This window comes from Pseudomonas sp. BF-B-26, assembly GCF_019956495.1.
Lineage (GTDB): Bacteria > Pseudomonadota > Gammaproteobacteria > Pseudomonadales > Pseudomonadaceae > Aquipseudomonas.
The window spans coordinates 1-23,738 of sequence record NZ_JAHBDP010000103.1 but is presented as its reverse complement, the minus strand read 5'-3'; the positions used below and the strand labels follow the sequence as shown (position 1 = coordinate 23,738).

Here is a 23,738-nt window from a genome sequence, read left to right as displayed (position 1 = left end):
ACTTTCTAAAAAGTTCGTGCTTAATAGGAAAGGTCTTGTTCTCCAACGGATCAATCACTATGTCAGCGGTACAGGGTCATTGGCGCGAAGTATCCGAGCAAACTTTGCCGGCAGCAACTTATTTAAATGACGGTGTCAGAACTTCCAGCCAGTTGATTATCATCGTCGAACGCAAGGAAGACTGGGCCTCCTACTTCCCCAGTGAAGACATCGTGACGGCTCAGGAATACCTCGAAAAAACCCGTGATAACGAGCGAGGCAAGCGGGTCCAGGTGATCAACCTGTGCCGAAGCTACAGGTACCTGGGGCACGGCTACTACTGCTCGCTGTTGGCCGAAGCCCGTGGGCACAAGGTGATTCCGTCGGTGCGGACCATCAGCGAACTGACTCGAAAATCCTTGTACGGCCTGGCCCTGGATGATCTGGATAAAACCCTGGAAAAAGCCCTCAGTCATCATCTTTACAGCGATACCGAAGGCTTTACCCTGACGCTGTACTTTGGCAAGACTCATATCGAGCCGTTACAGGATCTGGCGCGACAGTTGTTTGAAGTCTTTCCGTGCCCGATATTGTTAGTTGAGTTTCGTCGAACTAACGGCTGGCACATTGAAGGGATAAAGTCCGGTGCCTTACATAAGTTGCGCGAAGATCAGGAAGACCAGTTCGCCCACTCACTCGACAGTTTCAGTCGCAAGATATGGCGCGTGCCACGTTCCCGGCGTTTGGCCCGTTATGACCTGGCCATCCTGCACGATCCTCAGGAAGCGTTACCGCCGTCGAATGCCAAGGCGCTGGACAACTTCGTCAGGGTTGGCAAGACGTTGGGCATCGACGTCGAGCTGATCGAACGCAAGGACTACGCACGTATCGCCGAATACGACGGGCTGCTGATCCGCGAGACGACCAGCGTCGACAACCACACCTACCGGTTTGCCAAGAAAGCCGAGAGCGAAGGGCTGGTGGTGATGGACGACCCGGCGTCGATTCTGCGTTGCACCAACAAGGTGTACCTGACCGATCTGCTCAAGAGCCATCAACTGGGCATGCCCGCCACCGAGATTCTCTACAAAGAGCGACCGGAAGACTTTGAGCGGGTTGGCGAGCGTCTCGGTTTCCCCTTGGTATTGAAGATCCCCGACGGTTGTTTCTCTCGGGGCGTGATCAAGGTCGAAAGCCAGCAAGCCTTGCTCGACGCCACGGCCGAACTGTTCGAGCATTCGGTGCTGTTGCTGGCCCAGGAATTCTTCTACACCGAATACGACTGGCGCATCGGCGTGCTCAACCGCAAACCCATCTTTGCCTGCCAGTACTTTATGTCCAAGGGCCATTGGCAGATCTACAACCACAAAGCCAAGGGTCAGGACATCAACGGCGAATGCCGAACCCTGGCGGTTCACGAAGCGCCGCGGGCGGTGGTGGAACTGGCAGTGAAGACCGCGAACCTGATCGGCGATGGCCTCTACGGTGTCGACCTCAAGCAGTCCGGCGACAAAGTGGTGGTGATCGAGGTCAACGACAACCCGAACATGGACGCCGGCATCGAAGACGCTTACTTGCAGGACGATCTGTATTCACTGGTGCTGGAGGAGTTTGTCCGTCGCCTGGAACTCAAGCGCCGCGGCCAGGCCTGGTGAACGGCCGATGATCAAGAGCTTTCAACTGATCCACGGCGCCCTGCACAAAGTCGAACGGCTGGACGCCGAAGTGATGCTCTTCAGCAACCCCGACGCCGCCGAGCGGGACCTGCTGCACAGCCATTTCAAGCTCAATGAACACGCCCTGGCCTCGGCCCTGGACCCCGACGAGGTGTCGCGTATCGAGTTTCACCCCGACAACCTGTTCCTGATCTGGAAACGCCCGGAAAACTATTCTGGTGGCGGGAGCCTGGTCTTCGAGGTGTCGTCCTGCGGCTTGCTGTTCTCGCCGGGCCGTTTGCTGGTGATCGCCACCGACGACTCGCCGCTCCACGGGCTCGGCACTCGGCAGCGGCTGAACACGCCGCTGGATGTGTTGCTGGACTTGTTGTTCAACAACATCCATCACTACCTGGGCCACTTGAAGGTGATCAAACTGGTTGCCCGGGAGTTGCAGCAAAAATTCAATGCGTCGATGGAAAACCAGCACCTGATCCAGATGTTCAACCTCAGCGAGAGCCTGATCTATTACATAAATGCCATCCACAGCAACGGCGCGGTGCTGACCCGGCTGCGCAACCACGCGGAAAAGGAACACTTCAGCGCTGAAGCCATTGGCCTGATCGACGACCTGATCATCGAAAACAACCAGTGCTACAAACAGGCGGAAATCTACTCCACGGTGTTCTCCGGGCTGATCGACGCCCGGGGCAACCTGATGAACAACAGCATGAACAACCTGCTGCGCAAGCTGACGTTGATCAATGTGGTGTTTCTGCCGCTGAACCTGATTGCAAGTATCGGCGGCATGTCGGAGTTCAGCATGATGACGGCGGGCGTGCCGTGGTGGGTTTCGTATCCGCTGTTTCTGACCGCGATGGCGTTAGGTGCGGGGGGGATGGTGCTTGGGCTGAGGCGCTTGGCTAAGTAACTTCGGTGGCTGTGAGATTGCCATCGCGAGCAGGCTCGCTCCCACACTGGAACTGTGGCGTTCACCAGCCCCCTGTGGGAGCGGGCTTGCTCGCGAAGGCCATCTCAAAATCACAACAATTCCGGGATCAAATTCCTTGGCTCGCATCAACAGAATCTTTACGGCTTTGCAGCCCCCGAACCACCAAATACAACAATGGCCCGATGGATACAAAAATCGCCGTAACCAGCAGATAAGGAATCACCGACAACCGAGACCGCCCGCGCTTGCGCGCATCCGTGTACATCCAGATGCCCGCGAGCGTCGCCAGCAGGTACAAATCAATTACCACCTGCGCCGTGTCGGGGCGCGACATCAGGCTGATGCCGAAGTCGATCAATGACTGTTCGGCCTGCAGCATCACCGAAACGGTGTAGCCGGCGAACGCAATCAGGGCAATGAGGGGCAGGGCGACAGACTTCATGGTTTCCTTCCTTGGGACAATGAGCAGAGTCGTCAGCCTACAGAGGCCGAGTAAAATTGGCCATTGACTTGCCATCAGCGCCCGGCTAATTTCCGGGCATGACTTCCACTGTATTGCGCCGCCAGCCAAGCATTATTACCGCCATTCCTTATTTGGCGGGCTAGCTCACGACTGCAGCACCCAACCCGCCCTAGAGGCGGGTTTTTACTTTCTGCCTCCTGGGTTCTGATCAACGTCAGGAGACGACCATGAGCACCACCACCACCCAGCAGACCTTGCTTGAGCATTACGTGAAAAAGATCCTCGCCGCGCCCGTGTATGAGCTCGCGGTGCGTACGCCGCTGCAACCGGCGCCAGCGTTGTCCGAGGCGCTCGGCAATCAGATCCTGCTCAAGCGCGAAGACCTGCAACCGACCTTTTCCTTCAAGATCCGCGGTGCCTACAACAAACTGGTGCAGTTGAGCGATGAGCAGAAGGCTCGTGGTGTGATCACCGCTTCGGCGGGCAATCATGCCCAGGGCGTGGCGCTGGCGGCGCGTGAATTGGGGATCGCCGCGACCATTGTGATGCCGTGCACGACGCCGGAACTGAAGGTGCTCGGTGTACGCAGCCGGGGCGCCGACGCCGTGCTGCACGGTGAGAGTTTTCCGTTTGCCCTGGACTACGCGCTGAACCTGGCTCGGCAAACCGGTCGCACCTTTGTCTCGCCCTTCGACGACCCGGATGTGATCGCCGGGCAGGGTACCGTCGCCATGGAAATCCTGCGTCAGCATCGAGGTCCATTGGACGCGATCTTCGTCCCGGTGGGTGGGGGCGGCCTGATCGCCGGCATCGCGGCGTACGTCAAATACTTGCGACCTGAAGTCCGCATCATCGGCGTCGAGTCAGAACATTCCGCATGTTTGTCCGCGGCATTACAGGCCGGCGAGCGCGTTGTCCTGCCGAGCGTAGGCACTTTCGCCGACGGTGTGGCCGTCGCCCAGATCGGTGCTTATGGTTTCGAAGTTTGTCGGTTCTGTGTCGATGGGGTGTTGACGGTCAGCAACGACGAGCTCTGCGCCGCCATCAAGAATATCTACGACGATACCCGCTCAATCACCGAACCTTCCGGTGCCTTGGCCGTGGCCGGAATCAAAAAGTACGTGGCGCAAATCGGTGCCCGTGGTCAGACCCTGGTTGCGATCGACTCAGGCGCCAATATCAATTTCGACAGTTTGCGCCATGTGGCCGAGCGCGCCGCAATGAGCTGCGCCCCGGCGTGAGCGGTGTCAGGCCAGCAGTGGGCGCAGAAAGGTCCGTTCGTAACTGACGATAAACTTCTTCTCCACCAGCGAAGCCACCAGTGCGGCGCTTTCGGCGTCAGTCATCGCGATATGCCGGTAGCTTTCGTAGTCCGCTAGTGACGGAAAGCTGAACAGGCAGTAGGCGATATTGCTCGCGCCTTCGGAAGGCAGGAAGTACCCGTGGTGCGTACCGCCCAAACGCTCGACGATACCGAGCCAGGCTTTGGCATAGGCTTCGAATTCGCTGAGTTGGTACGGATCGATCACATATTTGACGTGGCAGGTAATCAAAATGGCGCTCCTGTAACGGGACAGAACGGTTACTCCTGGACGGCTTTCTCGACCTTGCTCGACGCTGACCAGATCCGGTAGCGGACTTCGACGTCTTTGGGCACGTAGAGCACGATCGGCAGTTTGCTGTTGTAGCGCAGCATGAAACCGTCACCGACCACCGGCACGAAGTCCTTTTTGCTCTTGCCGTCCGGGCAGGCCATTTGTGTACTCATCGGGCCGATGACTTTTTCCAGTCGGTAGAACGGGTAGCCCCAGCCTTCGAGATTTTTCTCCTCGAGAATGCCGCCCAGGCGTTGGCGATTGCAGTCAACGGTCAGGGTTTTGCCGGCGAGGATTTCGACCTGGTAGCCGTCTTCCTGAGTCTGTGGGGCAAGGTGAATGACCTGGCGGGTGAAACCGCTCTCGGGTTTGGGGAACGGCGCGACTTCTTCGAGTTTCGCGGCGTGCGCAGCGCACGACAGCCCAGCAACTATTAGCCCAACGGTATTGATTTGGATCAACGAACCCATGATGCCTCCTTGCGTGCGAGTGGGGTCAGCGGATACTGACTTGAATGGCCGCATTCTTACTGGCGTCGTCGGCCAATGCAAACTTGTCGCGAGAGGTATGCGGATTGCAGGGGCACAGCAACGCCTTTCTTGCAGATTGCATGAGGCCATTTAGCAGTCGTTTGGCTAAATCGTTGATTTGCCGATGAGCTGCAGGGCGAAATCCCGGGCATGTTTTATGCTCTAGCTGGTCTTGAGCTGACCGGGGATTTCATTGCGTCAGTATCGATTGTTGATTGGCAGTCTCACAATAAGGAGAGGGTCGCCATGTTTCTTTCTGCCTTGGAACTTCGCAACATCATTGAAAGCAGTTTTTTGCCGAAACGTTGTCAATGCACGCTGTCGCCGGACCTGTCGATGACCGTCAAGGTGTATTCCGATCGTGAAACCGATCACCTTGATCTAATAAAAACAGGAATAAATGCCAAACGGCTAAATGGTTGTCGAGAAATCAATGACCTGATCGCTGGACTGCGCTCTGACATGCAGCACCAAACCATTGCCCAGACGCTGCATCCAGACCGCAAAGCGCTTTAACCCACGGTTTCGAGCTCCATCGACACGCGCCTGGTCTGGAGAAACGCCAGACCCAGCGCCAGTTCGACCATCACTGCAAGCAATATGCCCGGACCGGCATGGCCATTGAGCCATTCACCGAAGCCCAATGCTGCCAGCCCCCAGCAGCCGACCATGAAGCCGTTGCTCAGTGCATGGCGGGTGGTCGAAGGCGACTCGTTTCGAACCAGATAAAACATCACACCCAATGCCGCGAACAGCATTGCACTGCGCCGCGCGACAACGCCCACCGCCAACGAGTATTCAAGACCCCAGATTGACAGTAACCAGTCGGGCATCAAACCCCAGATCAGGGCCAGCAGAAAACACAGCGCGGCGGTAAAAGTCGACAAGGCACGAAACGATAACTGCATGGCGAATCCTTGCGGCAGTGAGGGGAGGCGCTAGAGCATAGCGCCAGAACCCCTCACCGGAATACCGCAAAGTGTTGAATCAGACCTTTCCGTCAGTTCTGATAACTGCAGGCGTCGGAAAGTTTACGGTAGGAGATTTCCGCAGGCTTGCCCGAGGCGCTATCGATGTACTTCATGTCCGCTGTGACCACTTTACAGTCCAGCGTCGACGGTTCGGTCAAGTTAATGACCTTGCCCACGTGCAGCGGCATACCGTAGTGGTACGGCACCGCCTGGGAGCTCGAAGTGTCATTGGCCTGGGCCAGACCGGAAAACGCGGTGCAGGCGAGGGCGGTGGTGATCAGCAAGGTGCGCATGTTCATGAACGATCTCCGGTGCGGGAGGGAAGTCAGCTCGACGTATTGGCGTCGAACCTGCCGCACTGGGCGTCAGAGAACTCTGAGGGCGTGCGGTCCAGTAAAGTTTTGGACCGCGGGGTTAAGCGATGGTTAACCCGACTGAATGCCGCCTGTCGTGAGGAGGTTTCTGACAGAGGTTTCATGTCGGTAAAAAAACTGAGGGAGGTTCGGCTTGGTCCTACACGCTCGGACTCTTTGTCGTCTTTCGTCGGCGAGGTGCCAGCGTTTACTGTTTGACCTCGCTGCAAAATCAGCGAACAGGTTTGGTCACCTGATTAACACTGCGCATATATGTGCCATCATTCGCGCTGCGGACTTCTATGTCTCGTAGTGCGTTGCAATGGTGGCTGTGTGCAGGACGCTTTCGGGCGAGCCGTTTTGAGTGTTAGCGGTTGACCAAGCCTGTACACAGCCGCCTCCATCGTTTGGTCACGGTGCTGGCGATTACTAATTAATGCTCGAGTAATTACTATGCCAACGCTAAATGCATTCCCCGATCGCTATCGCTCAATCAAAAGCAGCGTTACCGAGACAAGCCCAATGGTCATCGACACCGAGGCCAATCCCCAAGACATACTCGAAGCCGCTTTACAGCGTGTCCGAGCCGCCAGCCAGTTACTTGAAACGCTCCATTGCCAATGCTTCAAGAACGGTGATGTTCAAGATATTCCACACATTACTCACGCGCTTTATCTGCTGACGCAGGATGGGTCCGATTTGCTGCTGGTTGCGCAGCAGCAGATGATGGGGTGGAAGGCGCCGGTCTGACGCTATATCTCAACGAACAAGCCAGGTTACTGAGGAGCTGGCTTGTCTGGGAGGATTGAGTTACCGAGAGACTTTTATCATTGGCCGAAAATTGATAGAAAAATCAGTATCCAAGTTTGTCAGGATAAAATGAAAGTGGGGGATGCGTATCCTTCCAGTGTTTTGCAAACTTCTTTGCTTCGTCAATTTGTTCAGATGTCATTTTTGCAGCTATTTTGGGTAGTTTGTCGTTAACGTTCGCGTCCATGCCGCCTCCGCCGTCCAACTCTTTTAGAAGATAAATCAGCGCGTATCCTTTTATTACATCGTAGGGAAAACCATACGTATCAGGCTCATGGGCAAGATCCGACCCATATCCGTATACAGTTGTGGCGTAACCAAGTAGCGTGGCTTGTTCATTCCAATGACGAAATCCTTCTACGTCACCTTTTTCGAAAAGGATTGCGGCGTATTCCATCATTCCCTTGGGATTTCCACCTGCGGCAGACGCCTTTGCCCAGTGTTCAACGGACTCAGCGCGTTTCCAAGGGAGGAGAAACGAACCTTCACCCTCCTTGTATCGAGTGGCCAATAACCACTGACCAAGTGCGTAGCCAGACTCGGCAGCCTTTTCAAGCCATTCAAGTTCAGCGGTCGCGAGATACATCACGTATGCTGCCTCTGCGTCACCTTGGCTTGCTCTCGATGAAGCTAGTTCTCTAGCTTGTTTCAGCCAGTCAGCAGGCATCTTTTTGCCTGAGGGACAGTTGTTCATCCTTGCACACAGGTCACTCGCTGATCGAGCAAGTCTGAGCATTGCGTAGAGATTGCCTTGGTCACTCGCAGCTTCGAGCCACTTTGTCGCTTCAGGTGTCATGTATCGGCTTCTTTGACGAAGCTCTTCAGCTAGATAAAACTGCGACTCAGCATCGCCTGCTTCAGCAGCGATGCGCAGTTCCGGCTCGGAAGACTTGTATTGATTAAACAGCATCAATCCACGAGTTTTGGCAGTTTGCTCATCTGGAGTAAGGTGTGCGTTTGCGTTACCTGATAAAGCTGAAATAAGTAACGCACCAATAATGAGTTTTTTCATTTCGCATCGCAGAGACAAGCTGTCTAGCCTCCTTCCAAGGGCGAGATTAAACACGCTGAAACTCCTATGAGTGGAGGTTGATATTAGAAATTGATTTTTTCAGGATAAAAAGACAGCGGGGGGTGCTCGTTTTTCCATTTTTTAGCAAGCTGCGTTGCATGTTCAACTTCTTTGGGGGTCATGTCTTTTGCTATTTGCGGTAGCGTTTCTTCGACATCAACCTGAGCAGTTCCTCCGCCATTGAGTTCTTTCAATAGCGAAATTAATGCGTAGCCTTTAGTTTTATCCATCGTAAAATCTAATGTATTAGGCTCGACAGCCAAAAAATAACCATAGTTATAAACGCCGGATTCATATCCTGTCGAAGCCGCTTGCTCTACCCAATATCGGGCCTGTTCTAGATCTCCTCTTTCTCGGTATATTCCAAAGAGCTGCATCATTGCTTTAGGGTTTCCGCCTTTTGCGGAGGCTAAAAACCAAGTCTCAACCGATTGCTGGCGCTTCCAAGGAAGCAAAAAACCTTCCCCTTGACGATCACCGATAGCCATCCGATATTGCGCGACGGGACTTCCAGCATTAGCAGATTTTTCTAACAATTTCCGGTCGGCTGTTAATTCATACATTATATATAGTGATTCAGCGTCACCTTGATCTGCTTTTTCTTTTGCGATCGTTGTCGCTTCTGCCAACCATTCGTCGGGCTTCTTTTTTCCACTTGGGCAGTTGTTCATGGTCCTGCATAGATCGCTGTTACTCCTGCCAAGTCGGATCATTGCGTAAAAATCACCTTGTTCGGCGGCAGCCTCATACCATTTATAGGCATCGATAGTAATATGTTGCTTTTCTTTACGCAGTTCTTCGGCCAAATAGAATTGAGCCTCTGCATCTCCGCCTTCTGCTGCAATCCGCAATTCGGATTGGGCATCTTTATATTGATTGAACAGCATCAATCCCCGAGTTTTCGCTGCTTGTTCAACAACGGTGAGGCCTGCGCATGAAGCGCCTGAAAAAAATAGTAGGAACAGAGCGATTATTCGGAGATTTTTCATAGGTACATGCGACTCGTTTTTTTTATAAGCGCCGGCGATAAACTCGGCGACATATCTGCCAAAATAATTACTTCAGAAGAAGCCGGCCCAAGACTGAGCTCAGTCGTCAAGTAACTGGTCTCTCAGTATCCAAGTTTGTCTGGATAAAATGAAAGTGGGGGATGAGAGTCTTTCCACTTCTTAGCAAATATCTTAGCTTCGTCGATTTGTCCAGGGGACATTTTTGCAGCTATTTCGGGTAGAACTTCGTCCACATAGGGTTTGATGTTTCCTACTCCATCGAGCTCGGTGAGTAGGGATGTCAACGCGTACCCTTTAACCAAGTCGAGCGGGAAATCGTAAAGCGATGGCGCGTGTGCCAAGTAAGCACCATAGCTACTCACACCTGTTTCATACCCCGATTTTGCTGCTTCTTCAATCCAATGACGTGCAATGCTGAGATCACCTCCGTTCTCATAAAGGTATGCTGAAAACTCAAGCATTGCTTTTGGAAAACCACCTTCTGCGGAGGCTTTCAACCATTGCCCAATAACTTCTTGACGTTTCCAGGGTAAAAAAAAGCTTTCTCCTTCTTTGTATCGATTTGCCAGTAGCCATTGACCCTGTGCATAGCCAGCTACGGCTGATTTTTCAAGCCAGTCCAATTTGGTTGTAGCGAGATACATGATGTACATCGCTTCGCCGTCGCCGCTATCCGCTTTAGGCTCAGCGATTTTCCATAGATGCTCGAGCCATTCACCTGGGTTCTTCGTGCCTTTAGTGCAATTGTTCATTGTGTTACACAAGTCACTTTTTGATGTCGCAAGTTTAAACATTGCGTAGTAGTCACCTTGCGCCGCCGCCGCTTCGTACCATTTTTGGGCGTCTGCGGTAATGTATTGCTTCTGTTGACGTAACTCTTCTGCTAAATAAAATTGGGCTTCTCTGTCTCCCGCTTCTGCTGCGATCGTGAGCTCAGAAGTAGCAATTTTGTATTGATTGTAAAGGACCAAGCCCTGAATTTTGTTCTGTTGCTGCTGAGGGGTAAGATCTGCTCGGGCGTGGCAGCTCATCATAAATAGAATGAAAATTGTTAGTGCGACTCTGGTTTTTATAGAGTGTGCCCATAGATGCGGTTGTATCCCTTGATGCGTCTGTGGATAGATTCTAGAAATCAAAGTTACAGGCCTAATTTTTCAGGATAGAAGGAAAGTGGTGGGTGTGTGGCTTTCCACTCTTTAGCAAAATGATTGGCTTCGGTGATTTGTTCGGGTGTCATCTTTTCCGAAATAAGAGGAAGTTTTCCTTCGACATAAACTTGGACGTTCCCACCTCCGTCTAGCTCTTTCAGTAACGATACCAGCGCATAGCCTTTTATGAGGTCGATAGGGTATCCGACTTTATCAGGGGTATGAGAAAGATAAGCGCCGTAGCTACTTACAGCGTCTTGGTAACCAGTTTTTGCAGCGATCTCAAGCCAATGACGAACGCCTTCCATATCACCACGCTGATACAAAATAGAAATGTATTCGATCATGGCCTTTGGGTATCCACCTTCTGAAGATGCTTTCAACCACTTCTCTTCCGCGGATTTACGATTCCACGGTAGTAAAAAACTACCTTCTCCCTCCGAATAACGATTGGCTAACAGCCATTGTGCCGGGGCGTAGCCTGCTTCTGCCGATTTTTCTAGCCATGTTAGATCAGACTTCGCGTTATACATGATGGCCATTGCTTCGGCATCCCCCTTCATCGCCCGAGGCTCCGCCGTTTTTATTAGTAACTCTAACCAATCGCCAGCACTTTTAATTCCAGAAGGACATTTATTTGCTACCGCGCAAAGGTCCCCTCCAGCTGTGGCGAGCTGAAACATTGAGTAGTAGTCGCCTTGAGCAGCAGAAGCTTCGTACCACTTTCGCGCTTCAGGGGTCATGTAGTTGTTTTTTCTCCTGAGCAATTCTCCCAGATAATACTGGGCTTCGTGATCACCGGCTTCTGAGGCAATGGTCAGGAAGGGGGTGGCAGAAACAGCTTTGTACTGATTGTAGAGAATTATTCCTTGTACTTTTGCTGCTTGCTGTTCCGAGGAAAGTTCGGCGGATGCTGGGTTTGCAAACGCAATAATCAACAGTGCGGTAAATAGAATTTTCTTAATCAATGTTAACGGCTCAACTTTTCCGGAAAAAACGACAGGGGTGGATGAGTCGCTTTCCAGTTCTTTGCAAAATCGTTAGCTTCTGAAATTTCATCCGGTGTCATCTTTTCGGCAATTTCCAGAAGGGTTTCATTTACGTAAACCTGTACGTCTCCGCCACCGTCAAGTTCAGATAGTAGCGAGGTCAACGCATAGCCTTTAACCCTATCTAATGGGAAGTCGTAAAGCGATGGTGAATGGGCTGAATATGCGCCGTAACTGCTAACGCCTGACTTGTACCCTTTATTAGCTGCTTCGACAATCCAATGGCGAGCGACTGTTAAATCACCTTGGTCTTCATAAATAAACGCAGCGTATTCCATCATTGCAGGGGGGTATCCTCCTTCTGCAGATAGTTTCAGCCAATTTCCAACTGCTTCATGCCGCTTCCACGGCAAGAAGAAATCGTCTCCTTGCCTGGTTCCAATTGCCATCCAGTATTGAGCTAATGCATATCCAGAATTTGCAGATTTCTCCAGCCATTCATCCTTAAGCGTTAGTTCATACATTAAGTACATCGCTTCGGGATCACCACTTTCAGCAACAGGTTTAGTCAAATCTAGCGCGCCTTTCAACCATTGCGCCGGTGTTTTTGTGCTTTTAGGGCAGTTGCCCATGTTGATGCAGAAATTATCACCACTTCGCCCGAGCTGTATCATCGCATAAATGTTATTTTGGTTTGCTGATTCTTCGTACCACTTTTGAGCTTCGGCGGTCATAAACTGCTTTTCTTTGCGTAGTCTTTCGGCTAGATAAAACTGTGCTTCTGCATCTCCAGCTTCAGCTGCAATACGTAACTCAAATTGCGCATTTTTATATTGATTGAATAGCAAGATTCCTCGCGATTTAGCAGCTTGCTCATCTGGAGTAAGGTGTGCGTTTGCGTTGCCTGATAAAGCCAAAGCGAATAATGCACCGATAATGAGTTTTTTCATAACAGACCGAATGCAAGAAACATTTTTCTCAAAGTTAACGGCTCAACTTGTCAGGAAAAAACGATAGGGGAGGATGTGATACTTTCCACTCTTGCGCCACCTTCTCTGAATTTTCGATCTGTTCAGCCGTCATTTTCTCGGCAATTTCTTTATGCTTTTGCTGGACGTAATCCTGAATGTTGCCGCCACCATCTAGTTCTTTCAACAAGGAAAAAAGGGCATAACCTTTCACCAGATCCAAGGGGTAGCCGACCTTGTCGGGCATGTGTGCGATGTAAGCGCCATAATTGCTCACGGCCCGCTGCTCACCGGTCTCTGCTGCGACCTGCAACCAGTGACGAATACCTTCCATGTCACCCTCTTCGAACAAAATTTGCAGATAATCCATCATGGCCACTGGATACCCACCTTCTGAGGCGCGTTTCAACCAGTTGCGAACAGATTCCTGGCGTTTTCCAGGGAGAAGAAAGAAACCTTCTCCCTGGCGCTCTCCGACAGCCATCCAGTACTGCGCTATCGAATAACCGGCGTTAGCGGACTTTTCTAACCAAGCCCGATCCAGAGAGATCTCATACATCAGATACATGGACTCAGGGTCGCCTTTTTCCGCGTCGAGCAAAGCAGCTTTGTCAGCTTGTACCAACCATTCGGCGGGTGTCTTTTGTCCTGCGGGGCAGTTTTTAAATTGTTGGCAGAGGTCGCTGTTACTGCGACCTAGCCGAATCATTGCGTAAATATCACCATGCGCTGCCGAAGCCTCATACCACTTCTGTGCTTCAGCATCCATGTAGCGGCTTTTCTTTCTGAGTGACTCAGCCAAATAATATTGCGCTTCGTGATCTCCCGCCTCAGCAGCAACGGCTAGAAAAGGAGTAGCAGAAATAGCTTTATATTGATTGTAAAGTATTAAGCCTTGTGTCTTGGCTTCGTCTTGTTGTGGTGTAAGTCGGGCTTCCACAGTTGCTGAAAAAGTCAGAGCTAGAAGTCCGAACATGAAGAATCTTTTCGCTTGCATTTGCTGCTCATACTGTCAGGAAGGGGGGCGAAGGCGGAGAACTGATCGCTGCTTCATAATTTATCTGGGAAATATGATAGCGGCGGGTGTGTTGCTTTCCATTCTTTCGACATCTGCTTTGCTTGTTCGATTTGTTCAGGCGTTAGTTTTGCTGCGATTTCAGGGAGCATGTCGTTAGCGTAATCTTGCAAGCCGCCACCACCGTCAAGCTCAAGTAGCGTGTAAATTAAAGCGTATGATTTTACTGGGTCATAAGGAAATCCGAGTTCTGATGGGTTCTTAGATAAAAAAGAACCATATCCGAATACAGCACTTGCATATCCAGCTTTCGCAGCCTTTTCATTCCAGAATCTGAGCGTTTCAAAATCTTTTTTGTACGCAAGAACTTCTACATACCCCATCATGCCTAAAGGATAGCCACCTTCAGCAGATGCTTTCATTAAGCGTTCAACTACTTCTGCTCTCTTTGATGGAAGCAGGAAAAACCCTTTTCCATCACGGTACCCGGTTGCCAGGTAATACTGTGCGAAGGCATATCCACTCTCCGCTGATTGCTCAAGCCACTTGTCGTCTCCAGTTAGGCGAAACAACAGATACATGGCTTCTGCATCTCCTTTGGCCGCTTCTTTTTTAGCAGCATCTAATGCCATTTTTCGCCATTCAGTTGGTTCTATTCGACCTTTGGGACAGTTCTTCATAACAACACAAAGATCGTTCTTGTTTTCAGAGAGTCTAATCATTGAATATATATCGCCTTGAAGTGCAGATGCTTCATAAGCGCTCTGTGCCTCAGGTGTAAAATGCCGTTTGACTTTACGAAGCGCTTCGCCAAGATAATACTGGGCTTCGTGATCACCTGATTGTGCCGCTAATTCAAGGAATGGCACTGCTGAACTTGTTTTGAACTGATTATAAAGTGTGATGCCTTGTGCTTTAGCGGACTTCAGGTCCGAAGTAGATTGTGCGCTAACCTCTGAGGACATACCGATCGCGAAGAGGGCTACGAAAAAATACGCTTTCATAGTGTTAATAGTTCATAGCTTGTCAGGGAAGAAGGATAGTGGTGGGCGGGTTGCTTTCCATTCCGTCAGGGTTTTTTTTGATTTTTCGATCTGTTCCCCAGTCATTTTTGCCGCGATTTCAGGAAGTTCATCTTGTGCAAATTCTCGCATGCCGCCCCCACCGTCTAGTTCAAGCACCCAGGAAATGGATGCATAGGCAGTTACTAGATCCTCCTTAAAGCCGTATTCCGGCGATTGTCCTGCTAAGTAAGAGCCATAACCATATACAGCGCTGACATATCCAGTCATTGCAGCTTTTTCATTCCACGACCTGAATTGCTCCCAGTCCTTTTTTCGACCCTGAATCGCAGCATACGCCAACATACCTTGAGGGTTGCCACCCTCCGCAGATGCCTTCATCCAACGTTCGACCGTATCCGCGCGTTTTGAAGGTGTCAGGAAGAAACCTTTACCTTCACGATATTCCGCCGCTAGATAGTACTGCGCTAGCGCAAAACCTCCGTCTGCGGATTTTTCAAACCATTTGTCGTCTCCGGTTATCCGGTACATCAAATACATAGCCTCGGCGTCACCTTTTTCAGCTTCTTTCGTAGCAGCCTCTAAGGCACTTTTGGACCACTCGTTTGGCGATTTTTTTTCACCTGAGCAGTTGTTCATCTCAACGCAGAGATCGTTATTGCGCTGAGACAATCTTATCATTGCATATACATTTCCTTGGGAAGCCGACGCTTCATACGCGCTCTGGGCTTCTGGAGTTATATATTTGTTGTTTTTGCGTAAAGCTTCGCCTAGATAGTATTGGGCTTCATGATCGCCACTTTCAGCTGCTGCTTTCAGATAGGGTACTGCAGAAATGGCTTTGAGCTGATTGTAAAGCACCAAGCCTTGTTTTTTTGCAAGCTGCGAATCTGCGGAAACATGCGCATGTGCAGCCACTGAGAAAATCCAGATAATAGCGATTACTAATTTTTGTTTCATGGGTTGTTTAGCGGCTTAGCTTGAAAGGGAAAAACGAAAGGGCTGGATGAGTTTTTTTCCAGTTGGCAGCAAATCTATCTGCCTCATCCAATTGAGCTTTATTCATTTTATCTTTGATTTTGGATATAACGTATTCTGCATCTTCCTTAGCACCGCCGCCGCCATCAAGTTCAAGGAAGAGCGAAAGAAGTGCATACGATTTCAAAAGGTCTACTGGAAATTCGAAGTCGGTGTTTTTTCCAGATAAATAGTAGCCGTAGTTAAAAATGGCCTCCACAAACCCTGTAGCTGCAGCTCGTTCGGTCCAGTTTCTAGCGCCGTCAGGGTCCTTTTTTTCTAGCAAGGCCGCTGCCAGTCCACTCATTCCCCTAGGATATCCACCTTCCGCAGAGGCTTTCATCCAGCGTTCAACTGCATCTGCTCGACTTGAAGGCAATAGAAAAAAACCTCCTCCTTCACGATAGTCAGTTGCCAATAAATATTGTGATAGTGCGAAGCCATTTTCCGCTGATTGCTCCAGCCATTTTTTATCGCCAGTAATCTCGTACATTAAATACATTGATTCGGCATTGCCTTGTACGGCTTCCTTGGCGGCCAATGATTTTGCGCTTGCCAGCCATTCCCTAGGGGGTTTTTGACTTTTTGGGCAGTTATTCCTGGTTGCACAGAGATCACTCTCCATCTGGCCTAGTCTAATCATTGAATAAATATTGCCTTGATTAGCGGAAGCCTCGTAGGCATCTTTGGCCGCTGTGTCGATATATCGTTTGTTTTTTCGTATTGCTTCGCCCAGATAATACTGTGCTTCGTGATCGCCGGCTTCCGCAGCAATGGTCAGGAAGGGGGTAGCAGAAACAGCCTTGTATTGATTGTAGAGAATTATTCCCCGCACTTTTGCTGATTGCTGCTCCGAGGAAAGTTCGGCGGATGCTGGATTTGCAAACGCAATAATCAATATGGCGGTAAATAGACTTCTCTTCATCAATATTAACGGCTCAGTTTTTCGGGGAAAAACGACAGGGGTGGATGAGTTGCTTTCCAGTTTTTTGCAAATTCGTTAGCTTCTTTTATTTGTTCTGGCGTCATTTTTGCCGCTATTTCAGGTAGTTTTTCTTCAAGGTAAACCTGAGCGCTGCCTCCGCCATCAAGTTCCTTCAAAAGGGACACCAGTCCGTAACCTTTCACCAGGTCTAAAGGGTAGCCGACCCTGTCAGGAGTGTGAGTCAAATAGGCGCCATAGGTACTTACAGCATTCTGCTCTCCAGTTTTTGCCGCTTCTTCCAGCCAATGACGTACCCCTGCCATGTCACCTTCTTTGTACAGGGCCGCAACGTAAGCCATCATTGCTTTAGGGTAACCTCCTTCAGAAGAAGCTTTTAGCCACTTGGCAATAGATTCTGAGCGCTTCCAAGGCAGTAGAAAAACCCCACTCCCTTCTTGTTCACCAATTGCCATCCAATACTGTGCAATGGCGTTGCCGGCATTTGCGGACTTCTCTAACCAGTCTTGATCAATTGTTAGTTGATACATTATGAACATGGCTTCAGCGTCGCCTTGCTCGGCTTTCGGCTTGGCCAAACGCTGCGCTTCATTTAGCCATTCAATGGGCGTTTTTTTGCGAGTAGGGCAGTCCTGCGAGAGTTCGCATAGATTCTCGCTGCGTCCAAGCTGAATCATTGCATACAAATCACCTTGAGCAGCAGATGCCTCGTACCACTTGCGCGCTTCAAGATTCATGTAGTGATTTTTCTTTCTGAGACATTCCCCCAGAAAATATTGTGCCTCGTGATCCCCGGCCTGAGCGGCGACTGTAAGGAAGGGGGCAGCAGAAACAGCTTTGTTTTGATTGTAGAGAATCAATCCTTGTTCTTTTTCTGCTTGTTGTTCCAAGGATGTTTGCGCGAATGCACCACTTGAAATGGCAGTAATTAATAACGCGCATACTAAGTGGGTGCTCATTGAAGTTAGCGACTCAATTTGTCAGGAAAAAATGATAGGGGTGGATGGGTGGACTTCCATTTTTTTGCGAACTCTTTAGCTTCTATTATCTGTTCAGGTGTCATTTTGGCAGCGATTAGAGGAAGTTTGTATTCGACATTGACTTGCATTCCGCCGCCACCATCAAGCTCTGAGAGTAAATATACAAGTGCATAGCCCTTTATGATATCGAGCGGGAATCCATAGGTGTCGGGTTCATGCGCGATATCAGATCCGTATCCATAAACCGTATCCGCGTAACCGACCAACGCTGCTTGTTCAATCCAATGCCGGAAACCTTCAATATCCCCACTTTCAAATAGTATTGCGGCGTATTCCATCATTGCCTTTGGATAACCACCTTCGGCGGAAGCTTTAAACCATTTTGCCACGGCCTCTCCACGTTTCCATGGCAGGAAAAAACCTTCACCTTGTTGGTAACCTACTCCCATCCAGTATTGAGCAAGTGCGTTACCTGCCATGGCAGCCTTTTCAAGCCAGGCGTCGTCTAAAGTTAACTCGTACAATATATACATAGCCTCCGCATCACCCTGAATTGCTTTGGGCATGGCTATATTTTTAGCTTGATTCAACCACTCAATGGGCTTTTTTTGATCAGGAGGGCAATCATTTGAAAACGTACATAGATCTTTTTCGCTACGCCCAAGCTGAATCATGGCGTAAAGATCCCCCTGTGCGGCAGAGGCCTCATACCATTTTCGTGCTTCAGGATTCATATAATGATTTTTCCTCCTGAGCGATTCACCCAAATAATATTGTGCTTCGTGATCGCCGGCTTCCGCAGCAATGGTCAGGAAGGGGGTGGCAGAAACAGCTTTGTATTGGTTGTAGAAAGTAATCCCTTGTGTTTTTGCTGATAGCTGTTCCGAGGAAAGTTCGGCGGATGCTGGATTTGCAAACGCAATAATCAACATAGCGGTAAATAGACTTTTCTTTATCAACGTTAACGGCTCAATTTTTCCGGGAAAAACGACAGGGGGGGATGAGTGGCCTTCCAGTTCTTTGCAAAATCGTTAGCTTCTGAAATTTCATCCGGTGTCATTTTTTCGGCAATTTCCGGAAGGGTTTCATTTACGTAAACCTGTACATCTCCGCCACCGTCAAGTTCAGATAGTAGCGAGGTCAACGCATAACCTTTAACCCTATCTAATGGGAAGTCGTAAAGCGATGGTGAATGGGCTGAGTATGCGCCGTAACTGCTAACGCCTGACTCGTACCCTTTATTAGCTGCTTCGACAATCCAATGGCGAGCGACTGTTAAATCACCTTGGTCTTCATAAATAAACGCAGCGTATTCCATCATTGCAGGGGGGTATCCTCCTTCTGCAGATAGTTTCAGCCAATTTCCAATTGCCTCATGCCGCTTCCACGGCAAGAAGAAACCGTCTCCTTGCCTGGTTCCAATTGCCATCCAGTATTGAGCTAATGCATATCCAGAATTTGCAGATTTCTCCAGCCATTCATCCTTAAGCGTTAGTTCGTACATTAAGTACATCGCTTCGGGATCACCACTTTCAGCAACAGGTTTCGTCAAATCTAGCGCGCCTTTCAACCATTGCGCCGGTGTTTTTGTACTTTCAGGACAGTTGCCCATGTTGACGCAGAGATTATCATCACTTCGTCCGAGCTGTATCATCGCATAAACGTTATTTTGGTTTGCTGATTCCTCGTACCACTTTTGAGCGTCCTCGGTCATGTAGCGTTTTGTATTTCTAATTGATTCAGCTAAATAGTACTGGGATTCCGCATCCCCACCTGTTGCGGCTATCGTCAAATACTGTATTGCAGGCGCCATCTTGTACTGATTGTAAAGAACTATTCCCGTTTGCTTGGCTGCATTCAATTCAGCTGTAGGTTTTGCAAACAATTGGCAAGAAAAAAGCAGCGAAAAAACTGCAGTAGCGAGTGTGAATTTTTGGCGCATGTGTTGTCCTCAGTTTCTACTGGTCTGGAGCAATGTACTTGGCTTTGCCAGCGGGTATATATGTTCGGCCATAAAATTGACTGCGCTGGCAGTAATTATCACTATTCGAGCCTAATAATTTCACATGTTGAGTATATCGAGCACGCATTTGATCGTTTCTTGGATTGGCAAGTCTTAGAACAGCGTCTGACATAAAGTTATCAAGCGCCAGCCGATTTTCGCAATAAAATTGCCTTTCATTCGCTGGTTTTAATCCAAAGCGATTCATGCGCATGCAGATCTCCTCAAACTGGCTCTGGGCTTTATCGACGGTATTCTGTTTTTTTGCGTTATCTAATATCCATCTAAGAATACGCTCAATAGCTTTTTGTTGTATCAAGTGCGCTTGGCTTTTGTCGTATTTGCGTTCTGCTTTCGCTGTATCGCCCGATGAATTGGTGCTGCTAATACTGAATTCGTCTGCAGGGCTAATTAAAGTCATTAATAGCGGGCCCAAAGCACCCGGAATCGCGTTAACGCACCATTCCTCCAATTCTGCTTGGTTCGCATAATAAATAATAGTATCTGCAATCGGCCCTCCCTTGCCGGTAGCGGTCAAACTCTCATAAAGGGCCATGACTGCATCCACTCCCATGATATAGACCATAGGGATATCAAAGCCGCAAATGGCCAAGGCATTTAGCTTGGACATGTAATCGTTTGTATTTTTATCGATGGAAAAGAAAGGATTTTGATTGTTTTTATAAAGCTCGCGGCGGAACAAGTTGATCAACTCTGTCACTGCGTCGTAACCCACTTCAAACTTGAAAGCCCCACCCACACCGGGGCCGGCTACCAACGAAGCCTTCAGTACCAAAATCAACCGGCCGTCATGCAACGAAATACTCGCTTCGCCCTTTGCCCCCAAACCTGCGGCCACATTGAGTTCTGCGGTCAAACGAGCGAGGCTGAACCACTCGTTGGTCTTCATTGAGTCTTTGGACCCTGATGTAGGGGCCCTTTGCAGCAGGGCGACTTCGGAAGGCGGGGCCCAGTTCAAGGCGCCGGTCACCATGATTCCCGATTGCAAACCGGCGAATAAATTGAAGGCGGCTTTGCCTCCATTCTGCACTTGCAGGTTTGTATTGACTCCCTTGATTTGATCGCTGGTTTCGGTGTGGACGAAATCGCGTTTGTCTCCGGTCCGTACCACGGGTTCTGGCGGAGCCAAATGGAATCCCGCGTTGCCGACGTCCAGCGCTATCTCGGAGGAAAGCAGCAGCGAGGCGCCGGCATAGCCCCAGGCCTTGGCGCCGAGATACAACGAAAACCGGCCCAGATTGAGTGTTTGTTGGACGCTATTACCGTCCAGATAGGTAAACGTGATTTCTTTGGCTTTGCTGCGTTCAGGCAGATCGACTTTAAACAGTTCGACTTCACCACGGGCGAGGTCGACGCCGAATGACGCTTTGGCCGAGGCTTTAAATCCTTCCGCCAGGCTAAAAGCGGGGCCTTCGACTTTTGTTGACCCGTGAATGATCTCAGTGGATGACGACGTCAGGCAGCGAACCAGTTGCGCTTGGGGGCTGATATCAAAAATGCGAAAGGTCTTGCGCACGTTGTCTTTGAACAACACCTGTTGCAGGCGTACACCCCATTCCTTGCGGCTGCCGGCACTATCAAGGGCAGTGACTTTGTAATTCTTGGTTTGCAGAAAGGTGTAAAACTTTTCGATCTCGAACCAGCCTTCGGGGGAAAACCAGTCGCTTTCCTGGTCCTTGATCCGCAGAGCGCCTTCCTGTTCGAGCCATTGGCCGAACAAATTCAATTCACTGTCGGTGGCGGCTTTGCCAGTGCTGTTACCTGGGCGCTTGGTCAAATCTTTGACTTTGGCGCCGACCTTTTTCCAGTCGTTCTTGACGGTGGCCTGAAGTCTTGGAAGCGAATACATGCTCAGGTAAGTCAACGGTTTCTTGAGGTCATCCAGCATGCTCATTTCATGAAGCGGAAAACCATCCTTGACCAGCCGATCCATCGGTTTGGCCTGGAACTGCTCGGGCTCCCACAACAGATGCCGACGAACAGGTGCCGTTTCCATGTTTTTCTCGGCTTGCAGCCGTAACTTTTCTTTATCTGCCTGCAGACGGTCCCATTCGGCGCGCTCGAGGGAAACTAGGTTGGCCGGCGCTTTGGCCTGCCGGCCGCTTGCTTCGATCCAGCCTTTATATTTTTTGCTAAGGCGTTCGTTGACCTCTGTCTGCTTTTTCTCAAGCTCCAGGTATTGTTTGAACAGGTCTACGCCGCCTTCGACCGAAGCACCGCTCGCGGGAATCAGGGCGAATTCGGGTAAGGCAATTCCGTATTGAGCAACGCTGGTAATGGACTCAAGGTAAGCAACATAGATCGCTTTTCTTTTTAAACGCTGTGCTTCCTGATCGCGCACGTACGTACAAAGAGGGAGTTGGTTATTCGCCCCGCAACTCGCGACCTCGTCTAGTCGCTTCTTGTCTTCAGCCAGCAGCGGCGCGAGTTCAGCCGAGCCTAGTGTGGCCAGGTCTTTTTCTTTGAGTAAGGTTTCTCGAGCTTTAAGGTATTTCTGAACGCCCTCGCGCGCTGCCATGGATTCAGGGGAGTACAGACTTCCACTTTCGTAGGCGTAACCCTTTTCTTTAGCGGCGACGATGGCGGTGCGCTTCAACTTTTGCCATTCAGCATGAACACTGTGCACCCGCGTTGCGTCTTGTTGCGCTGCCATCCACTCGGACTTTTTGATGTCATCCTGTTCAAGTCGGGTTAGAGGCGTCGAAGGAGCCGGAGCCGGTGGTGTTGCAGCCTTTCTCTGTTGCTGCGCCTCCAGCAACGTGGCATCCAGGTCACTGATGCTTGGGTATTGCGTTTCAATCTCGAGCATTCGCGCTTGCTCTTCGCCCGCGAGAAAGTTGCCCAATTTGGGCTCAAGGAAGTATTCAAGCAATCCTGTGCTGTAGAGGCCTTTTTTGCGTTCCTCGGCAGACTTGCTTGAACTTACTTTTTGGTCCAGGTCATTGGCCGCTTCTTTAAGCGCCGAAGTCGTGCGCTCCGGCAGTAGCCAGAACGATTCATTTTCGGTGTCATAAATCGCGCTGCCGTAGGTTGTTGAACACGGCGTTTTTACTTTGTCATGAGAGCCGGGCGTTTCATCAGGTGCATCGGGCTGCTCACCGAGATCCCGTGGCGGCTTCGCACAGGTTTCTTCGGCTGTTGGTGCAGTAGGTACAGCGCTGGTATTGGATTCCATAAATGCTTCCATTCATTTGTTACGCAGACGGGTTCATCAGGCGGCGCTGGTAGCGAGTTGCTTCAGCTGTTCAACCTTGATGAACGACTCTTCCCTGGATTGCAGGATGGCCATGGCCTGGGGCTGTGTTTCGAGCCGCGGGCCATTGGCGATGTGGGCCAGTTTGAGCAAATGCCGGCCTTCGTAGATGTTGTGATTGACCAGCACATCAAGGTTTTCCGCGACGTTGGGCAGCTCTTCGTCAGTCGGCTCGCCAAATGCGGCGTATTGCTCATCAACCCAGTAGACCCAGCCCAATCGCTCTTGAACCTTTGGTGCATCGTCCGGGATGTTGAACGCTGAGGCGTCGCGCAGCCATTCGAGTTCCGAGACCGGGCGCCAGCTCAACCAATTACCGTTGCCAGCACCGAAATGAGTCGGCGCAGGGGTGTAGACGAGATGCCACGGACCGAAGAGCTGGTGCGAGGTTTCGCCAGCGGTATAGGCCAGTGCGGCCCACAGGCTTGGCTTGTGATAGCTCAGCAGGCTTTGGCCGCCGGAACCGTCATTGGCGCGTAACAGCCAGCGCGCATGGGCTAGTGCTTTGGCTGGGTCGTCAGTGGTCAGGGCGATGCCGGAAAAGTTTTCTTCACAAAGCTTTGCGGCTTCGGCGGCCAGGCGGCTGCCCCATGGCGCGTTGAGCCACAAGGGGCCGTCAGCGGCGATCTCGGCGAAATCAGTGCCGATGAACAAGCCTTGGGAGTTCATCGGTTCGCCGACGCGGTAGAGGCGGCTCGTGGCCTCAGGCTGGCGGGTGCGGTCGATGATGAAGCACAGTGTCTGGCTCGACGGTTCTCTCGGCAGTTGCTCGAACGAATGGCGGGGTTCGGCGAGGAGGGCGTTCAACGCTTTTACATGCATGTGCAATCCTTACGGCTGCAGGCGCCGTTGCTTTGTTTGCCGCACAACGGCGTGATGCCGGACTCGTTCAGGCGTTTTGGCAGCGGTATCGGGACTTTGCCGGCCTTATCGGCATCCGCCATCTTCATCGGCCCCGGCAACAACGGCGCAGCAGGCGTCCCCGACCCC

The 23,738-nt window shown here is 50.7% G+C and carries 23 protein-coding genes and 2 pseudogenes; 5 read left to right on the top strand and 20 right to left on the bottom strand.

The genetic code is table 11. The annotated features are described in order from the left end of the window. The first annotated feature begins 59 nt into the window (after positions 1-59). Together KGB03_RS23970 and KGB03_RS23965 are read left to right on the top strand one after the other, a co-directional pair. The gene (locus tag KGB03_RS23970) at positions 60-1,634 is read left to right on the top strand and encodes a RimK family protein (RefSeq protein WP_223529446.1); all 1,575 of its coding nucleotides are present in this window, start codon (positions 60-62) and stop codon (positions 1,632-1,634) included. Positions 1,635-1,641: 7 nt separating this feature from the next. Next, the gene (locus tag KGB03_RS23965; protein ID WP_223529444.1) at positions 1,642-2,565 is read left to right on the top strand and encodes a magnesium transporter CorA family protein; all 924 of its coding nucleotides are present in this window, start codon (positions 1,642-1,644) and stop codon (positions 2,563-2,565) included. 127 nt (positions 2,566-2,692) lie between these two features. Here the strand turns inward: KGB03_RS23965 and KGB03_RS23960 are convergent, their stop codons facing one another. Beyond that, positions 2,693-3,028, bottom strand: coding sequence for a DUF2834 domain-containing protein (locus KGB03_RS23960; protein ID WP_223529442.1), 336 nt, complete (start codon positions 3,026-3,028; stop codon positions 2,693-2,695). A 248-nt stretch (positions 3,029-3,276) separates the two neighbouring features. Here KGB03_RS23960 and ilvA point away from each other — a divergent pair. Beyond that, positions 3,277-4,272, top strand: a pseudogene (gene ilvA, locus KGB03_RS23955) (threonine ammonia-lyase, biosynthetic); the annotation flags it as partial. A 24-nt stretch (positions 4,273-4,296) separates the two neighbouring features. Here ilvA and KGB03_RS23950 read toward each other — a convergent pair. After that, positions 4,297-4,602: an NIPSNAP family protein gene (locus tag KGB03_RS23950; protein ID WP_074876451.1), complete on the bottom strand. Its 306-nt coding sequence runs from the start codon at positions 4,600-4,602 to the stop codon at positions 4,297-4,299. Positions 4,603-4,631: 29 nt separating this feature from the next. Then, positions 4,632-5,114 carry a serine protease inhibitor ecotin gene (gene eco / locus KGB03_RS23945; RefSeq protein WP_192408410.1) on the bottom strand — a complete coding sequence of 161 codons (483 nt, stop codon included), beginning with the start codon at positions 5,112-5,114 and terminating at the stop codon, positions 4,632-4,634. Positions 5,115-5,420: 306 nt separating this feature from the next. Here eco and KGB03_RS23940 point away from each other — a divergent pair, with 306 nt between their 5' ends. After that, a complete protein-coding gene (locus KGB03_RS23940; RefSeq protein ID WP_111450020.1) occupies positions 5,421-5,690 on the top strand; it encodes a DUF1652 domain-containing protein in 270 nt (89 codons plus the stop codon). Here KGB03_RS23940 and KGB03_RS23935 read toward each other — a convergent pair. Together KGB03_RS23935 and KGB03_RS23930 are read right to left on the bottom strand one after the other, a co-directional pair. Continuing rightward, positions 5,687-6,082, bottom strand: coding sequence for a hypothetical protein (locus tag KGB03_RS23935; RefSeq protein ID WP_111450019.1), 396 nt, complete (start codon positions 6,080-6,082; stop codon positions 5,687-5,689). The two genes, KGB03_RS23940 and KGB03_RS23935, sit on opposite strands and share 4 nt — an antisense overlap. Before the next feature lie 92 nt (positions 6,083-6,174). Continuing rightward, positions 6,175-6,444 (bottom strand): DUF2790 domain-containing protein, encoded by a 270-nt coding sequence (locus tag KGB03_RS23930; RefSeq protein ID WP_223529434.1) that lies wholly within the window; start codon positions 6,442-6,444, stop codon positions 6,175-6,177. Positions 6,445-6,951: 507 nt separating this feature from the next. Here KGB03_RS23930 and KGB03_RS23925 point away from each other — a divergent pair. Beyond that, positions 6,952-7,248, top strand: a complete 297-nt coding sequence (locus KGB03_RS23925; protein WP_223529432.1) for a hypothetical protein — start codon at positions 6,952-6,954, stop codon at positions 7,246-7,248. 103 nt (positions 7,249-7,351) lie between these two features. On the opposite strand, the gene KGB03_RS23920 is transcribed toward KGB03_RS23925, so the two are convergent. The 15 genes and pseudogenes from KGB03_RS23920 to KGB03_RS31230 all read right to left on the bottom strand — a co-directional run. Next, positions 7,352-8,320, bottom strand: coding sequence for a sel1 repeat family protein (locus tag KGB03_RS23920; RefSeq protein ID WP_223529477.1), 969 nt, complete (start codon positions 8,318-8,320; stop codon positions 7,352-7,354). 83 nt (positions 8,321-8,403) lie between these two features. Further along, positions 8,404-9,369 carry a tetratricopeptide repeat protein gene (locus KGB03_RS23915; protein ID WP_223529430.1) on the bottom strand — a complete coding sequence of 322 codons (966 nt, stop codon included), beginning with the start codon at positions 9,367-9,369 and terminating at the stop codon, positions 8,404-8,406. 122 nt (positions 9,370-9,491) lie between these two features. Next, entirely contained in the window at positions 9,492-10,424 is a 933-nt protein-coding gene (locus tag KGB03_RS23910) for a tetratricopeptide repeat protein (protein WP_223529428.1), read from the bottom strand. A gap of 104 nt (positions 10,425-10,528) precedes the next feature. Then, the gene (locus KGB03_RS23905) at positions 10,529-11,506 is read right to left on the bottom strand and encodes a tetratricopeptide repeat protein (RefSeq protein ID WP_223529426.1); all 978 of its coding nucleotides are present in this window, start codon (positions 11,504-11,506) and stop codon (positions 10,529-10,531) included. Positions 11,507-11,508: 2 nt separating this feature from the next. Next, positions 11,509-12,477, bottom strand: a complete 969-nt coding sequence (locus tag KGB03_RS23900) for a tetratricopeptide repeat protein (RefSeq protein WP_223529424.1) — start codon at positions 12,475-12,477, stop codon at positions 11,509-11,511. Positions 12,478-12,511: 34 nt separating this feature from the next. Then, entirely contained in the window at positions 12,512-13,492 is a 981-nt protein-coding gene (locus KGB03_RS23895; protein ID WP_223529422.1) for a tetratricopeptide repeat protein, read from the bottom strand. Between the two features lie 53 nt (positions 13,493-13,545). Next, positions 13,546-14,514 (bottom strand): tetratricopeptide repeat protein, encoded by a 969-nt coding sequence (locus KGB03_RS23890; protein WP_223529420.1) that lies wholly within the window; start codon positions 14,512-14,514, stop codon positions 13,546-13,548. Positions 14,515-14,526: 12 nt separating this feature from the next. Beyond that, positions 14,527-15,492: a tetratricopeptide repeat protein gene (locus KGB03_RS23885; RefSeq protein ID WP_223529418.1), complete on the bottom strand. Its 966-nt coding sequence runs from the start codon at positions 15,490-15,492 to the stop codon at positions 14,527-14,529. Positions 15,493-15,499: 7 nt separating this feature from the next. Further along, on the bottom strand, positions 15,500-16,474 hold the full coding sequence (locus KGB03_RS23880; protein ID WP_223529416.1) for a tetratricopeptide repeat protein: 975 nt from the start codon (positions 16,472-16,474) through the stop codon (positions 15,500-15,502). 5 nt (positions 16,475-16,479) lie between these two features. Further along, positions 16,480-17,451 carry a tetratricopeptide repeat protein gene (locus KGB03_RS23875; RefSeq protein WP_223529414.1) on the bottom strand — a complete coding sequence of 324 codons (972 nt, stop codon included), beginning with the start codon at positions 17,449-17,451 and terminating at the stop codon, positions 16,480-16,482. A 5-nt stretch (positions 17,452-17,456) separates the two neighbouring features. Next, a complete protein-coding gene (locus tag KGB03_RS23870) occupies positions 17,457-18,404 on the bottom strand; it encodes a tetratricopeptide repeat protein (protein ID WP_223529475.1) in 948 nt (315 codons plus the stop codon). A gap of 29 nt (positions 18,405-18,433) precedes the next feature. Then, on the bottom strand, positions 18,434-19,414 hold the full coding sequence (locus KGB03_RS23865) for a tetratricopeptide repeat protein (protein ID WP_223529412.1): 981 nt from the start codon (positions 19,412-19,414) through the stop codon (positions 18,434-18,436). A 16-nt stretch (positions 19,415-19,430) separates the two neighbouring features. Then, positions 19,431-22,670, bottom strand: coding sequence for a hypothetical protein (locus tag KGB03_RS23860; protein ID WP_223529410.1), 3,240 nt, complete (start codon positions 22,668-22,670; stop codon positions 19,431-19,433). A 36-nt stretch (positions 22,671-22,706) separates the two neighbouring features. Beyond that, positions 22,707-23,570, bottom strand: coding sequence for a DUF4123 domain-containing protein (locus KGB03_RS23855; protein ID WP_223529407.1), 864 nt, complete (start codon positions 23,568-23,570; stop codon positions 22,707-22,709). Then, positions 23,561-23,738 (bottom strand): annotated as a pseudogene (locus KGB03_RS31230) (type VI secretion system tip protein VgrG); the annotation flags it as partial. The pseudogene KGB03_RS31230 and the gene KGB03_RS23855, both read right to left, overlap by 10 nt.

Excerpts from the sequence above, each read along its gene's own strand:
- KGB03_RS23970 (WP_223529446.1), top strand. The coding sequence starts at position 60 with ATGTCAGCGGTACAGGGTCATTGGCGCGAAGTATCCGAGCAAACTTTG.
- KGB03_RS23965 (WP_223529444.1), top strand. The coding sequence starts at position 1,642 with ATGATCAAGAGCTTTCAACTGATCCACGGCGCCCTGCACAAAGTCGAA.
- KGB03_RS23960 (WP_223529442.1), bottom strand. The coding sequence starts at position 3,028 with ATGAAGTCTGTCGCCCTGCCCCTCATTGCCCTGATTGCGTTCGCCGGC.
- eco (WP_192408410.1), bottom strand. The coding sequence starts at position 5,114 with ATGGGTTCGTTGATCCAAATCAATACCGTTGGGCTAATAGTTGCTGGG.
- KGB03_RS23940 (WP_111450020.1), top strand. The coding sequence starts at position 5,421 with ATGTTTCTTTCTGCCTTGGAACTTCGCAACATCATTGAAAGCAGTTTT.
- KGB03_RS23935 (WP_111450019.1), bottom strand. The coding sequence starts at position 6,082 with ATGCAGTTATCGTTTCGTGCCTTGTCGACTTTTACCGCCGCGCTGTGT.
- KGB03_RS23930 (WP_223529434.1), bottom strand. The coding sequence starts at position 6,444 with ATGAACATGCGCACCTTGCTGATCACCACCGCCCTCGCCTGCACCGCG.
- KGB03_RS23925 (WP_223529432.1), top strand. The coding sequence starts at position 6,952 with ATGCCAACGCTAAATGCATTCCCCGATCGCTATCGCTCAATCAAAAGC.
- KGB03_RS23920 (WP_223529477.1), bottom strand. The coding sequence starts at position 8,320 with ATGAAAAAACTCATTATTGGTGCGTTACTTATTTCAGCTTTATCAGGT.
- KGB03_RS23915 (WP_223529430.1), bottom strand. The coding sequence starts at position 9,369 with ATGAAAAATCTCCGAATAATCGCTCTGTTCCTACTATTTTTTTCAGGC.
- KGB03_RS23910 (WP_223529428.1), bottom strand. The coding sequence starts at position 10,424 with ATGATGAGCTGCCACGCCCGAGCAGATCTTACCCCTCAGCAGCAACAG.
- KGB03_RS23900 (WP_223529424.1), bottom strand. The coding sequence starts at position 12,477 with ATGAAAAAACTCATTATCGGTGCATTATTCGCTTTGGCTTTATCAGGC.
- KGB03_RS23895 (WP_223529422.1), bottom strand. The coding sequence starts at position 13,492 with ATGCAAGCGAAAAGATTCTTCATGTTCGGACTTCTAGCTCTGACTTTT.
- KGB03_RS23890 (WP_223529420.1), bottom strand. The coding sequence starts at position 14,514 with ATGAAAGCGTATTTTTTCGTAGCCCTCTTCGCGATCGGTATGTCCTCA.
- KGB03_RS23885 (WP_223529418.1), bottom strand. The coding sequence starts at position 15,492 with ATGAAACAAAAATTAGTAATCGCTATTATCTGGATTTTCTCAGTGGCT.
- KGB03_RS23880 (WP_223529416.1), bottom strand. The coding sequence starts at position 16,474 with ATGAAGAGAAGTCTATTTACCGCCATATTGATTATTGCGTTTGCAAAT.
- KGB03_RS23875 (WP_223529414.1), bottom strand. The coding sequence starts at position 17,451 with ATGAGCACCCACTTAGTATGCGCGTTATTAATTACTGCCATTTCAAGT.
- KGB03_RS23870 (WP_223529475.1), bottom strand. The coding sequence starts at position 18,404 with ATGTTGATTATTGCGTTTGCAAATCCAGCATCCGCCGAACTTTCCTCG.
- KGB03_RS23865 (WP_223529412.1), bottom strand. The coding sequence starts at position 19,414 with ATGCGCCAAAAATTCACACTCGCTACTGCAGTTTTTTCGCTGCTTTTT.
- KGB03_RS23860 (WP_223529410.1), bottom strand. The coding sequence starts at position 22,670 with ATGGAATCCAATACCAGCGCTGTACCTACTGCACCAACAGCCGAAGAA.
- KGB03_RS23855 (WP_223529407.1), bottom strand. The coding sequence starts at position 23,570 with ATGCATGTAAAAGCGTTGAACGCCCTCCTCGCCGAACCCCGCCATTCG.